13 protein-coding genes are annotated in these 13043 nt (G+C 67.3%); 9 read left to right on the top strand and 4 right to left on the bottom strand.

The genetic code is table 11. From position 1 onward, the window contains the following. The first annotated feature begins 14 nt into the window (after positions 1–14). The 8 genes from HUG12_RS14145 to HUG12_RS14110 all read left to right on the top strand — a co-directional run bounded on the left by HUG12_RS14145 (position 15) and on the right by HUG12_RS14110 (position 10029). Complete coding sequence (locus HUG12_RS14145; protein ID WP_179269390.1) at positions 15–632, top strand: HdeD family acid-resistance protein; 618 nt, start codon at positions 15–17, stop codon at positions 630–632. Positions 633–826: 194 nt separating this feature from the next. Next, positions 827–3916, top strand: a complete 3090-nt coding sequence (locus tag HUG12_RS14140) for a type II/IV secretion system ATPase subunit (RefSeq protein ID WP_179269389.1) — start codon at positions 827–829, stop codon at positions 3914–3916. Then, positions 3917–5950 (top strand): type II secretion system F family protein, encoded by a 2034-nt coding sequence (locus tag HUG12_RS14135; RefSeq protein WP_179269388.1) that lies wholly within the window; start codon positions 3917–3919, stop codon positions 5948–5950. Then, positions 5947–6483 (top strand): DUF7287 family protein, encoded by a 537-nt coding sequence (locus HUG12_RS14130; RefSeq protein ID WP_179269387.1) that lies wholly within the window; start codon positions 5947–5949, stop codon positions 6481–6483. The genes HUG12_RS14135 and HUG12_RS14130 overlap by 4 nt, the downstream gene beginning before the upstream one ends. Position 6484: 1 nt before the next feature. Next, complete coding sequence (locus tag HUG12_RS14125) at positions 6485–7075, top strand: DUF7288 family protein (RefSeq protein WP_179269386.1); 591 nt, start codon at positions 6485–6487, stop codon at positions 7073–7075. Further along, entirely contained in the window at positions 7063–7998 is a 936-nt protein-coding gene (locus tag HUG12_RS14120) for a hypothetical protein (protein ID WP_179269385.1), read from the top strand. The genes HUG12_RS14125 and HUG12_RS14120 overlap by 13 nt, the downstream gene beginning before the upstream one ends. Then, positions 7995–8486: a DUF7266 family protein gene (locus tag HUG12_RS14115; protein ID WP_179269384.1), complete on the top strand. Its 492-nt coding sequence runs from the start codon at positions 7995–7997 to the stop codon at positions 8484–8486. The genes HUG12_RS14120 and HUG12_RS14115 overlap by 4 nt, the downstream gene beginning before the upstream one ends. 61 nt (positions 8487–8547) lie before the next feature. Further along, the gene (locus tag HUG12_RS14110; RefSeq protein ID WP_179269383.1) at positions 8548–10029 is read left to right on the top strand and encodes a DUF7289 family protein; all 1482 of its coding nucleotides are present in this window, start codon (positions 8548–8550) and stop codon (positions 10027–10029) included. A 1-nt stretch (position 10030) separates the two neighbouring features. Here the strand turns inward: HUG12_RS14110 and HUG12_RS14105 are convergent, their stop codons facing one another. Then, on the bottom strand, positions 10031–10801 hold the full coding sequence (locus HUG12_RS14105) for a DUF7289 family protein (RefSeq protein WP_179269382.1): 771 nt from the start codon (positions 10799–10801) through the stop codon (positions 10031–10033). A 68-nt stretch (positions 10802–10869) separates the two neighbouring features. Then, positions 10870–11634, bottom strand: coding sequence for a competence/damage-inducible protein A (locus HUG12_RS14100; RefSeq protein ID WP_179269381.1), 765 nt, complete (start codon positions 11632–11634; stop codon positions 10870–10872). Positions 11635–11780: 146 nt separating this feature from the next. Between HUG12_RS14100 and HUG12_RS14095 the strand changes: the two genes are divergently transcribed. Further along, positions 11781–12023: a hypothetical protein gene (locus HUG12_RS14095; RefSeq protein WP_179269380.1), complete on the top strand. Its 243-nt coding sequence runs from the start codon at positions 11781–11783 to the stop codon at positions 12021–12023. Positions 12024–12392: 369 nt separating this feature from the next. Here HUG12_RS14095 and HUG12_RS14090 read toward each other — a convergent pair whose 3' ends face one another. After that, positions 12393–12704 carry a DUF5789 family protein gene (locus HUG12_RS14090; protein WP_246308058.1) on the bottom strand — a complete coding sequence of 104 codons (312 nt, stop codon included), beginning with the start codon at positions 12702–12704 and terminating at the stop codon, positions 12393–12395. Between the two features lie 115 nt (positions 12705–12819). Next, complete coding sequence (locus HUG12_RS21750) at positions 12820–13026, bottom strand: hypothetical protein (RefSeq protein WP_246308057.1); 207 nt, start codon at positions 13024–13026, stop codon at positions 12820–12822. Between the last annotated feature and the right edge of the window lie 17 nt (positions 13027–13043).

Genomic DNA, 13043 nt, shown 5'->3' with positions numbered 1-13043 from the left:
TCCGGAGACCACCAATGAGCACCGGCGAACCCAGGAGGACGGAACCGGGAGCATCGACGCCGGGACTCGAGACGAGCTGGCGCTCGCTGGAGGTCGGGGGCATCGTCGTCGCGATCCTCGGCCTCCTCGCGCTCCTGTTCCCGCTCGTCGCCACCGTCTCGGTCGCGGTGGTGTTCGGCGGACTGCTGGTCGTCGGGGGGCTGGTCCACGTCGCGCACGCGTTCCGCGCCCGGGAGTGGCGCGGGTTCCTCCTCGAGGCGCTGCTCGGCGTCGTCTACGCGTTCGGGGGGATCGCGCTGCTCTCGAACCCGGTGATCGGCGTCGTGACGCTCACCGTGCTCCTCGTCGCGTACCTCCTCGTCTCGGGGCTCGTCGAGATCGCGATGGGGGCGGCGTTCCGCGAGGAGGAGGGCTGGGCGTGGGTGATCGCGAGCGGCACGTTCTCGGTCGTCCTGGCCGGGCTGCTCTGGGTCGGCTTCTTCGCCGTCGTCCCGTGGGCGCTCGGCGTGATCGTCGGCGTCCACCTGCTCTCGACCGGCCTCTCGATGATCGTCGTCGCGCGCGGCGTTCGCCGGCGCGTGGGCGGACGGGACGCCGGGTCGATGGCCAACCCGGAACCCGGGAAGGGCTGATCGAACTGCCCTCCCGGGGTCGGGACCGCGACGACGGAGCGGAGACCGTACATACGGGCCGTTCACCGCATTTTAATTTTAGAAGGTCGACCGGAAATTTCGCGATAGAGCCCCCGTGTCCCGCGAACGGTTCGTTATCGTAACTGATATTCGAAGGGTGGATTTAAGGTGGCCAGCGGAGCGACGGGTACCCAATGGCTACCGACGACGCGGAGGTGACGCCGCCGGGCGAGCTCGACGAGTTCGCCGACGCGGGGTCGCCACGCGGGGGGACGCAGGTCGTCGTTGGGGAGTACACGTGGGCGGATCTCCTTCGCGAGTACGGATACGACGCACGGGCCGACGAACTGGACGATCGGGCAGTCGTCGACGACGGCGCCGAACGGGGCGACGGCGCCGAACGCGACGCCGACGCAGAACGCGACGTCGGGAGCGACGGCGACGTCGACGGGCCGGGCGAGGGCGACCCGTCCGACGTCCCGCCCCGGAGACGGCCGCTCACGGCGGACGACGTTCGCGCGGTCGGCGTCGACCCGGCCGAGTTGCTCGGGTACGACCCCGACGAGGTTCCCGACCGTGCGTCGAGCGCGTCCGACGTGGCCCGGCACGTCACCGACCAGTCGCCGCTGATCGGCTACGACGAGACGCCGGTCTACAAGGACATCTACACGTGGAAACACTACGAGGAGGAGTACTTCCTCGACGAGGAAGGGAACCCGCCGACGGACGAGGAGGGCGAACCCGAGGAGTTCACCCACGGGGACAGGACCGACGCGCTGGGGTTCGACCCGGACGCGATCGAGGACGTGCTGGGGCACCTGAGCGAGCGCGCCCCCGAACTGGACGAGGTCGTCGAGGAGCGGACGGTGAACGTCAACGAGGACCTCGACGAGGACGCGTTCTTCTCGGACCCCGACGGGACGACGACCGTCACGAACCGGTACGACCTGGAGAAGGCGGTTCCGATGGCGAAGAAGACGCACTTCCGCGAGGTGGAGCGCTACTGGGTGAACGAGCCGTACTCGTTCGTCGTCGTGTTCCACTCGACCAAGGAGAACGAGAAGAAGTACTACGTGGTCGAACCGTACCGCAACCCCATCGAGGACGACCTCACGGAGTTCCTGGAGGGGAAGCTCCGCTCGGCCATCAAGTACGCCGACGAGGGGGTGGTCGCGGGCGAGGAGACCCACCGGAGGGAGGTGATCCGCGAGGAGACGTACGAACTGCTGGAGCGGTACGACCTCTACGAGCGGGAGGGCGGCGAGGCGCTCGGGAACGCGCTCGCCGACCGGTTCGACGTCGACCCGGACGACGGGATCGCGGGCAGACTCGTCAGGGCGCTCGGCTACGAGGAACCGGTCCCGGACGACGAACTGGAGGGGATCAGCGCGCGTCCGGAGCCCGCGGTCGTCGCCGAGGACCCGGAGACGCTGACCGAGTACACCGTCCGGAAGCTCCTGTACTACCTCCGGCGCGACTTCATCGGCTACGAGCGCATCGACGGCATCAAACACGACATTAACGTCGAGGACGTCTCCTGTGACGGCTACAACTCGCCGGTGTTCGTCTACCACGGCGACTACGAGCAGATCATCTCGAACGTCTACCACGGGGAGACGGAGCTCGACGACTTCGTCGTAAAACTGGCCCAGCGCTCCGGGAAAGGCATCTCCAAGCGCCGGCCGCAGGTGGACGCGACGCTCCCGGACGGCTCGCGCGCCCAGCTCACGCTCGGCCGGGAGGTGTCCGACCACGGGACGAACTACACCATCCGACAGTTCAAGGACGTCCCGTTCACCCCCATCGACCTCGTCAACTGGACGACGTTCTCGCTCGACGAGATGACGTTCCTCTGGCTCTGCATCGAGAACCACAAGAGCCTCATCTTCGCCGGCGGCACCGCGTCGGGCAAGACGACGAGCCTGAACGCCGTCTCGCTGTTCATCCCGTCGAACTCGAAGATCGTCTCCATCGAGGACACCCGCGAGGTCGAACTCCCCCAGCGGAACTGGATCGCCTCCGTCACGCGGCCGTCCTTCTCGGAGGACGACAAGGGCGACGTGGACGAGTTCGACCTGCTCGAGGCCGCGCTTCGGCAGCGGCCCGACTACATCGTGATGGGCGAGATCAGGGGCGAGGAGGGCCGGACGCTGTTCCAGGTGATGTCCACCGGGCACACGACCTACACCACGTTCCACGCCGACAGCGTCGGCGAGGTGCTCAAACGGTTCACCACCGACCCGATCAACGTCTCGAAGACGATGTTCTCGGCGCTCGATCTCGTCTCCGTCCAGACGTCGACGCGCGTCCAAGGGCGGAAGGTCCGCCGGAACAAGTCGCTCACGGAGATCAACCACTACGACGCCGAGAACGACGAGATCAACGTCCAGGACGTCTACCAGTGGCAGGCCGAGAGCGACTCGTTCCTGAAGATGGGCGAGTCGAACACGCTCGAGGAGATCGCGTTCGACCGGGGCTGGTCCCACGGGACGCTCCAGGAGGAACTCCGGAAGCGGCGGGTCGTGCTCGCGTACCTCATCGACCGCGGACTGAACACGTACACCCAGGTCGCGGCCACCCTCCAGGCGTTCATCAACGACCCGGACACCATCCTCGCGCTGATCGCGAACGACGAGCTCGAAGCGTCGCTCGAGGACCTGCGCGAGATGGAGTCGGTCCTCATCGACGTCGACCCCGACAAGGAGGAGATGGTCCCCCGCCCGGACCCGACCGAACGGACGGCCGCGGAGGCGACGGACGTGCTCGACGATGCCGACGACCTCCTCGCGGAGTACCGGGGACGGCCCGCCGGCAGCGTGCTCTCGGCGCTCGGCGACGTCGAACCCGAGCGGACCGTCGAGGCCGACCCCGACGACGGGGGCGAGTTCGAACCCGCAGCGACGGACTCCGGGGGGTCCGAGACCGGGTTCTTCGCGGACGGGTTCGAGGAGGAACCCCACGAGGTCGGGTCGGGCACGGACGCCGGCGGGGAGGACTCCGGCGGGGGCGCCCGGAGCGCCTTCGACGCGGTCGACCAGTTCACCGACGGCGACCGCGGGGGTGCCGGCCCGGACGACGGCCACGACGGGTTCGCGGACGGAACCGGAGTGGGAGCGGACGGAATCGACGGGAACGGACCCGGCGGCGGACTCGGCAGCGGAGACGGGTCGACCCACCCGGCGGACGCCGAGGTGCTCGACGGGGACGAGTCGGAGGACGACGCGTCGGACGAGACCATCGAGGACTGGGGGTTCGGCGACGTCGAGAACCCCGGGGACGGATAGATGAGCCTGGACACGGGCGACGGGTTCGGCGACGCGCGGGGGTTCGCGGACGCCTTCTACCCCCTGTTCCGTCGGCTCTTCGGGGAGGACGGCGACTTCGTCGCCAACGTCGAGGAGAAGCTGACGGAGGCGCGGATGAACAAGCCGGTCGAACTGTACGTCTCGCGCGCGCTCGGGGTCGGCGTCCTCGTCGGGGGCGCGCTCTGGCTCGTCGGCGCGCTGCTCGGCTGGGCGCTGTTCGCGTTCGGGATCGTGACGACCGAGACGGTCGGGCTGGGGATCCCGGTCTCGTCGTCGGGCCAGGCGCAGTTGCTCGACAGCCTCACGATGCCGGTCGGGGTGCTCGTCAGCGGAGTCGTCTTCGGCTCCATCGGGTTCGGCCTCGGGTTCGGGACGCTGCTGGCCATCCCGTACCAGCGCGCGAGCGCCCGCGAGCGGGAGATCAACATGCTGCTCGCGGACTCCGTCTCGTTCATGTACGCGCTGTCGGTCGGCGGGCTGAACCAGCTCGAGATCCTCGAGTCGATGGCGAAGGCCGACGACACGTACGGGGAGGTCGCGCGGGAGTTCCAGAGCATCGTCCAGGAGACGGAGTACTTCGGGACCGACTACCGGAACGCCGTGCGCGAGCAGGCGATCGAGACCCCGAGCGCCGAACTGTCGCAGTTCCTCACCGACATGCTCTCGATCATCAACTCGGGCGGGGACATGGAGCAGTTCCTCCGGGACAAGAAGGAGAAACACCTCCGGACCGCCAAACAGCAGCAGGAGCTCACCCTGGAGACGCTGGAGCTGTTCGGCGAGATGTACATGACCCTCTCGCTGTTCCCGCTGCTGCTCATCATCATCCTCGTCATCATGTCGATGCTGGGGGACGGCCAGGACTTCCTGCTGTACGCGACCGTCTACCTGCTCACCCCGCTCATCGGCGTCGGCTTCCTCGTCCTCGTCTCGACGGTCAAGCAGGACGAGATCGGGGACGGCTACCTCGACCCGTCCGGGGTCGACGACCAGTTCGCCCAGACCCAGCGGGAGGGGCTCGTCCACCTCGGCCTGGTGGAGTCGTTCGTGGGACCGTACGGCGTCTTCGACCGGATCAAGAGCAAGGAGGGGACCCACCGGACCAAGGGGCTCTTGCGGAAGCCACACGTCTTCTTCCGGAACAACCCCGCGTTCACGCTCGCGTTGACGGCGCCGGCCGCGCTCGTGTTCCTCGCCATCGCGGTCGCGTCCGGACGCGCGCCGCTGACGTGGGATGGGATGGTGGGGAACCCCATCTGGGGAACGTTCCTCTGGGTGTACTTCCCCGCGTACGTCACGCTCCTCCCGCTCGCCGTCTTCCACGAGTGGAACGTCCGACGGCGGGCCGGGATCACCGGGAAGCTCTCGGACAACCTCCGGAAGCTCTCGTCGGCGAACGACACCGGCCAGACGCTCCTGGAGTCGATCGAGACGGTCGCCGACACCTCCTCGGGACGGCTCGCGGACGAGTTCGAGGTGATGTACGCGAAGGTGAACTACGGGATGAGCGTCCGCGAGGCGCTCGTCGAGTTCAACAACGAGTACCACATCCCGCGGCTCGCCCGGACGGTGAAGCTGGTTTCGGAGGCCCAGGAGGCCTCCAGCCAGATCACGGACGTGCTGACGACCGCCGCGCAGGCCTCCGAGAACCAGGACGACATCGACCGGGAACGCAAGTCGCGCGCCAGGATGCAGGTCGCGATCATCCTGATGACGTACGTCACGCTGCTCGGGGTGATGGCCATCCTCCAGACGCAGTTCATCGACGTGATGGGCGGGCTCACCGACCAGGCGGGCGACGGGGGCGGCGGAGGGGCCGCGGGCGGCATGAGCTTCGGCGGCGGCATCGACCCCGCGGTCCTCTCGCTGCTGTTCTTCCACGCCGTCACGATCCAGGCGATCATCTCGGGGTTCATCAGCGGCTACATCCGCGACGCGAGGATCGTCTCGGGCGTGAAGTTCGTCGTCGTGCTGTTGACGCTCGCGCTCGGCGTGTGGGTGGTGGTGGCATGAACGACGTGAGGGTCGATCGGGGGCAGGACCGAACCCGCGCCCAGACGACGATCGACTTCGCCATCGGGATGGGCGTGTTCCTCCTGGCGACCACGTTCGTGGTCCTGTTCGTCCCCGACATCTTCGTGCCGTTCCAGGGGTCCAGCACGGTCGGCACTGCCGACCGGGTCGCCGCCTCGCTCGCGACGGACAAACTCGGGGACCCGGCGACGCCGTTCGTCCTCAACGCCGCGTGTACGACGGCGTTCTTCGAGGGGCTGACCGACGACGACTTCGGGGACCACCCCGACGACTGCCGATACGACACGACGGTCGACGAACCGGCTGTGCTGTTCGGTCTCGAGAACGGGTTGTCGATGAACGTCACGGTCGAGCATCTCGACGGCGGCGTCGCCACGATCGAGGACCCCGACGAGAGCGACGTCACGCTCGCGGCAGGTCCGACGCCCGTCGACACGCAGTCGGTCACCAGCGGTCGGCGCGTCGTATCGATCGACGACGAACCCTACAGGCTGGTCGCGAGGGTGTGGTAATATGCGCGGGCAAGCCCACACCCTCGAGGCGGTCACCGCCGGGATACTGTTGCTCTCGACGGTCGCGTTCGCCCTGCAGGTGACCGCGGTCACGCCCCTCACCGGGAGCACGTCGAACCAGCACATCGAGAACCAGCAGGCGGCGATGGCCGAGGGGGTACTCGACACGGCCGCCGCGAACGGGACCCTGAAGCCGACGCTCCTGGCGTGGAACGGGACCGCCGGGACCTTCCACGGGGCCACCCGTGACGGCTACCTCAACGGCGGACCGCCGACGCCGTTCGGCGGGACGCTGAACGAGACGTTCCGCTCGCGCGGCGTCGCGATGGACGTCACCGTGACGTTCCTGCGGGGGACCGACCTGGACCGCGTCGACGCCGTGCCGCTCGTGAATCTGGGCGCGCCGAGCGACAACTCCGCGGTCGCAACCACGACGGTCACGCTGTACGACGACGACCGCGTTCACGACGCCGACGGGAACCCGACCGGCCCCCGGCTGGACGAGACGGAGAACTTCTACGCCGACGACGTGTCGCCGGACAGCCCAGTGTACAACGTACTTCGGATCGAGGTGGTCGTATGGCGCATCTGAGGGGGAGCGACCGGGGCCAACTCATGCTGGTCGGCGCGCTCGCGCTCGCGGTGCTGTTCGTCTCGTTCGCGTTCCTCCTGAACACGGCCATCTACACCGAGACTGTCGCCAGCAGGGGGACGGGCGTGGAGGCGGTCGACGTCGTCGGCTACGGGAACGCGGCGACCGAGGCGACCGCCGGCACCATCGACCGCGTCTCGGTCGGGGGGAACGACTCCTACGACTCCATACACCGGAACGTGACCGCGGCGATAGGCGACTGGGACGACGGGACGGCCAGACAGTACGCGTCGGAGGGCGACGCGCCGAGCACCGAGGTGGCGTCCGTGACGAACGGAACGCGAATCGTCCAGAACGAAACCCGGAACTTCACCGACGCGTCGGCGTCCGAGGATTGGACGCTGGCGACCGACGTGCGGACGCGCAACTACACGATGGCGGTCGAAGATGGAGGGCTGGCCGGCGACGCAACGAACGCGTTCAACGTCACGTTCGACAACGGATCTGCTACCTACTCGGTCCGGATGTACGACCCGGGTTCCGGCGTCGAAATCCGGACGACGGACGGGGACGGGTCGGTGGTCGGAACCTGCGACAGGCCCGGTCCTTCGGTGAGGATCGATTTCGCCGCCGGAACCGCGAACGGCAGCAGTTGTGACGCCCTCGACTTCTATCGGACGCTGGAGGGAGACTACGAGGTGAGGTACGCCAACGCGGACAACGTGTCGGGGACCTACTCCCTGACGGCGAGCGTCCGCCACGACGACCTCGCCGGATCGAACTTCGTGGCCTACGGGGGCGACGGCCCGTTCCGCTCGACGGCCATCTACTCCGCGGACATCGAGGTAGTGTACCGCAGTCCGACGGTGTACTACCGGAGCGAGGTTACAGTCGCGCCGAACGCGGCGGAGGTGGCGGCATGACGCGCCGACGCGAGGACCGCGCCGTTTCGGTCACGGTCAACTACGTCATCGCGCTCGCGCTCAGCGCGATCCTCGTATCGGGGCTGCTCGTGGCCGGCGGGACGTTCCTCGAGAACAGACAGGAATCGGTGACGCGCGAGGAGTTCGACGTGCTCGGCGAGCAACTGGCGACGGGGATCGCCGAGACGGATTCGATGGCCGCCACCGGTGCGGACGAGCTTCGAGTGGCCGTACAGCTTCCGGGTTCGGTCGCCGAGAGTGGCTACCTCATCCGCGTTTCCGAGAATGCACCGCCGACCGACCAGCCGGGCGAGTACGTGCTGACGTTCTCCAGTCCGGTGAGTGACGTGTCCCGAAACGTAACCGTCCGGACGCAGGTCCCGATGGCCGAAACACAGGTGGCGGGTGGAACCGTCGTCGTCGTGCTCGATGACGAGGGTGGGGACCACCTATCGCTCGTCACGAACGGGGAGGTGAATCCGGACTGATGACCCAGAGCGTACCGACTCGCCGAGTATTTGATACGGGAGAAGATATATGAAAGTAAATGTGACAGGTGGAAAGGACGACCGCGCTCAGTCGACCACGATCGGGTTCGTGCTACTCGTCGCGATCACCATCGCCGGCGCGGGGGCGGTCGTCGGCCTCGGCGGCCAGGCGCTCGAGGACAGCAGGAGCACGAGTACGGTCGACCGCGTGGAGAACGCGATGACGCAGTTCGACTCCCGGACCTCGATGGTCGCGCTCGGCGACTCCTCATCCCAGCGGGTCGAGTTCGGCGACGGCGGCGACGGGACCTACGGCGTCGAGGAGGACGCCGGCTGGATCCGCGTCACGCATCACAACTACAGCGACGGCGACGACCACGAGGTCTACAACGAGAGCCTGGGTGCCGTCCGGTACACCGAAGGCGATACGACCGTCGCCTACCAGGGCGGGGGCGTCTGGCGCTCCGACGGCGGAGGGTCGATGATGGTCTCGCCCCCGGAGGTGACCTACCGCGACGCGACGCTGACGCTGCCGGTGGTTCGGACGGTCGGTAGCGGCGGAGCGGGCGGGGCGCCGACGGCGTACGTGAGGAAGGAGGGCGCGACGGAGTCGATTTACCCCAACAGTTCACGGTCGTATCCCGATCCGGACGGCCGGCCGTACCTGAACCCGGTCCGGAACGGGACCGTCGTGCTCACCGTCCACAGCGAGTACTACGAGGCGTGGGGGCGCTACTTCGACACGCGGACCGAAGGGAACGTCACGATTTACCACGGGAACCGGACCGCACACGTGGAACTCGAGACGGGCGGCGACGTGGGCGACTTCCGCCTCCCGTCGCGGTCGAACGCGGTCGAGGCGCGAGGCATCGCCGACGGCCACTCGGTCGACGACTTCTCGATCACGCTGGAGTCGGACAACGGGAACTTCAACAACATGTACTTCGCCTTCCACGGGGAGTCGGACGGGAAGGAGTACGAGATGATGATCCACACGCCGTCGGGGACGAACCCGAAGTGTTCCGGGGGTGAGGTCCAGCAGACGTCACCCATCGTGTACGACATCCTCTATCGAGGGGACGGCCACGACGACGTGCACGCCTGGACGAACGACAGCGTCGAGACCGACTCCGGGCCGATCAGGTTCCAGTGTGACGGGAACGACGTGGAACTTGCAGTGGACTTCACCGGCGGGACGAACCTGACGTACGGCGATCACACCGTCTCGAACGACGACCTCGAGCGGGACTGGGACGACCAGATCAACGACTCGGTCCACTTCGGCCACGAGCAGGACGGCGAACCGATGGACGTCGAGGACGGGAACGAGACCACCAGCCGGCATCTCGTGCGGCACTACATGGCAAACCTCGCGCCGGACATCGACCTCGTGGTGTACTACTCGACGGGCGGGAACGGCAACGGTCTCCGACTCAACAACGACATGTCGTACGGTTCCCTCCGGTACGAGACCGCCCAGGGTCCACAGTACATCACCTACCTCCACGTCACCGAGAACAGGGTACGCGTCGAGTTCCGGTGAGTCACTCGAAGGTGACGTCGACGTCGTACACGACCAGGGAGAGCCGTTTCACGTCCTCGGCGTTGCACCGGAGCGTTCCCTCGTTCGGAACCGAGCACGTCATCCCCTGCGCCGTGAGGAACCGCCGCCAGGGGTCGGTGTTCGGCGTGTGCATCCGAACCGTCACATCGTCGTACGTACCGCGCTCGGCGATGACCACGTCCGAGAGCGTCCGCTCGGTTCTCACCAGCACGGTCGTGCTCCCGTCGATCCGCTTGGTCCCGAACACGCTCGTCTGTACGATCGGAATCACCGTCCGGTTGTCGTCGACGACGACGTTGGGAGGTTCGCGCATGGCCATCCCGTCGTCCGTGCCTCTGAGGACGGCCCCGTTGACGTACCGGACGCGGTCACCCCCCGCGGTCGTCTCGTAGACGATCGGGGTGACGCTCACGTTCCCGGTGACGAAGTCCTCGGCGGAGTTCGGGTCGTCCGTGTCGTAGTCGCCGGTAACGTTTATCAGCACGGGCTGGCCCGCCCGGATGCCGGCGTCGGCGACGCGTATCTCCGTCGCCCTGCTGCTGGCGCCGCGGCGGGTGAGGTCCTCGATGCTGTGCGCGAGCACCTCGAACGCGCGCTCGGCGTTGTCCACGCGCTCGCCGTCGCGGGCCTCCGTGAGCCCCTGGAACCCCACCACGTAGACGATACCGACCGACGAGACCACGAGCGAGAAGACGAGGACGAACCCGATCGTCTCGCTGACGGCCCGGTCGGTTGCTTCCCCCCTGAACACGCTCCCCCGTTCGACACCCCGGGTGTTAAGCATGCCTTCTATCCGGACGGATTTTCAACCTCAATAACTCAGGCGTCGCCGGGTCGACGGTCCGACTCGGGGGGCGGAACGGTCTCGACGCGATCCTCCAGCCAGTCGATCGCCGCTCGAACGGTCTTCGGGTCGGATCCGGACACCTTCACCCGGTTGGGCGTTCCGCGCGGCGCCGGATAGCTCCCCACGACGACGTCGAACCGGTCCCGGAGCTCCGCGAGCGTCGCGACCAGGGCCCCCTCGGGGGCGGGCGTGTACACGGTCTCCGAGACGGCGTCGCCCGAGAACTCCCCCGCCACGCCCTCGAACGTCGCGCGCATCTCCTCGGGGACGCCCGGGAGGACGTAGACCGTCCCGACCGCGCACCCCTGCGCGAGACCGGCCGGGTTGTCAAGCATCCGTGCGCCCTCGGGCATCCGCGCCCACGCCTCGAGGTCGAGATCGAGGTCGTACTCGTCGACGACGTCCGGGTTCGCGTCGGCGAACGCGCGGGCGGACTCCGTGACGGCCTCCAGCGCGTCGGCGTCGACGACGGCGTCCCGGCCGAACGCGGCCGCGACGCCGTCCATCGTCACGTCGTCGTGGGTGCCGCCGAGCCCGCCGGTGACGAGCACCGCGTCGAACTCGGCGGCCCACTCGCGGACGTACGTCGCGATGGTGTCGGCGTCGTCGGGGACGACGAGGATGCGAGCGACGCTCGCCCCGCGCTCGGCCAGCTGGCGGGCGAGCCAGGAGGCGTTCGTGTTCTCCGTCTCGCCGGCGAGGAGTTCGTCGCCGACCGTGAGGATGGCGACCTGCACGGTGTAGGTGGTCGCACGTGGCGGCGAAAAGGGTTCGGGGCGAACCTGCGTGACCCCGTCGAGTTCGATCCCACGACGCCGTCGGGACAACCAGCGGTCGCCAACCGGACACAGCCCTTAGGTGCGTCTCGGCCGACCCTCGTACCATGGAGATGCCACGACAGCTCCGGTCCGCGGCCGACCGCCAGGAGGACGTCACGATCACCACCCGAGAGTCGGACGAGGGGAGCGAGATCATCGTCGACTTCGGCCCGGGCGTGGAGGCGACGCTGGACCGCGTCGGCGAGACGGCCATCGTCGTGGCCGGCGACCGGCAACTGGAGTTCGACGTGCCCGAGGACGCGAGGGAGGTGACGACGAACGACGGAATCCTGATAATCAAGGGGTAGGTTCCGTGCGAACGTAGCTACAGCGGATGCGTGCATCCTCCTCTCGGAGCGAATTGCGAGTGGACCTGTTACGAACGAGACTGGTTCCTTCCGATGGACTATCCGGACACGATGGACGGACTGATGAAGTCCCTCTTACCGACCCGCTTGGTTACGTTCCGGAACCGTAGCTAGTTCGATCGGTCCGATCGGCGTGAGAGGCCCCGTCCTCGAAGCGTCGGGGCTCGGACGGTGGTGAGTGCCGGGAGGGATCGATTCTCGGAAGCGATCCACTTACGGCTGACTGATGTAACGGTGACAACAGCGGAGATACGTACCAGAGCTCGGGACGTCCAACTGGCGAGACGGGGGATGGTTGGGGCGTACTCATCAGCGATGTACTAGTCCCAGTGTTCGGCTGCGAACGTCGTCGGCGGAGTCGTACGTCTGGTTGTCAGTTGGGGCAAGCACTTCCTCGAGGGATTCCTCCCCGCCCTGCGTATCGATCGCATAGTCGACAGAGGCCTCGACCAATCCATCCGTCGTGGGTATCGAGCGCGTCATCGAGGTCACCGAGCCGCCCACCGGGGTCGCCGGGCATCGGTAGGTCTTCGTCGGTACGATCGCGTATTTCCCCTCGCTTCCGCTTTCGCCGGTGTCCCTCTTCGTCGTCCGCTTGGTCGTCTCGGCCCTGTTCGTCATCTACCATCCCATGCAATCGGAGACCGACTCGGATAACGGTGTGGTCGCCCACCGATATGGGTGACGCAACCTCAGCTGGTCGACACGAGAGAATCGACGGCGGGGACGATTCCAATCAGTCGGTGGTCGGGTTCATCTGCTCCCGGGTGAACTGGTCGAGGGCGACCTTCGTTCCGCCGAGGACGACGGGGCCGACGAACAGGCCGACCGCCCCGAACAGGACGATTCCTCCGAAGATTCCCACGACGATGGTCGCTACGTTGAGCGCTCCGCTCCGGTTGATGATCGCCGGGAGTAGGTAGAGGTCCGATGCGCTGACCACCGATCCGTATACGAACA

The sequence above is a fragment of the Halorarum salinum genome (assembly GCF_013402875.1).
Classification (GTDB): domain Archaea; phylum Halobacteriota; class Halobacteria; order Halobacteriales; family Haloferacaceae; genus Halorarum; species Halorarum salinum.
This window is presented reverse-complemented; position numbering and strand designations above follow the sequence as displayed.

Coding starts and splice junctions, on each gene's coding strand:
- HUG12_RS14145 (WP_179269390.1), top strand. CDS start 15: ATGAGCACCGGCGAACCCAGGAGGACGGAACCGGGAGCATCGACGCCG.
- HUG12_RS14140 (WP_179269389.1), top strand. CDS start 827: ATGGCTACCGACGACGCGGAGGTGACGCCGCCGGGCGAGCTCGACGAG.
- HUG12_RS14135 (WP_179269388.1), top strand. CDS start 3,917: ATGAGCCTGGACACGGGCGACGGGTTCGGCGACGCGCGGGGGTTCGCG.
- HUG12_RS14130 (WP_179269387.1), top strand. CDS start 5,947: ATGAACGACGTGAGGGTCGATCGGGGGCAGGACCGAACCCGCGCCCAG.
- HUG12_RS14125 (WP_179269386.1), top strand. CDS start 6,485: ATGCGCGGGCAAGCCCACACCCTCGAGGCGGTCACCGCCGGGATACTG.
- HUG12_RS14120 (WP_179269385.1), top strand. CDS start 7,063: ATGGCGCATCTGAGGGGGAGCGACCGGGGCCAACTCATGCTGGTCGGC.
- HUG12_RS14115 (WP_179269384.1), top strand. CDS start 7,995: ATGACGCGCCGACGCGAGGACCGCGCCGTTTCGGTCACGGTCAACTAC.
- HUG12_RS14095 (WP_179269380.1), top strand. CDS start 11,781: ATGGAGATGCCACGACAGCTCCGGTCCGCGGCCGACCGCCAGGAGGAC.
- HUG12_RS14090 (WP_246308058.1), bottom strand. CDS start 12,704: ATGACGAACAGGGCCGAGACGACCAAGCGGACGACGAAGAGGGACACC.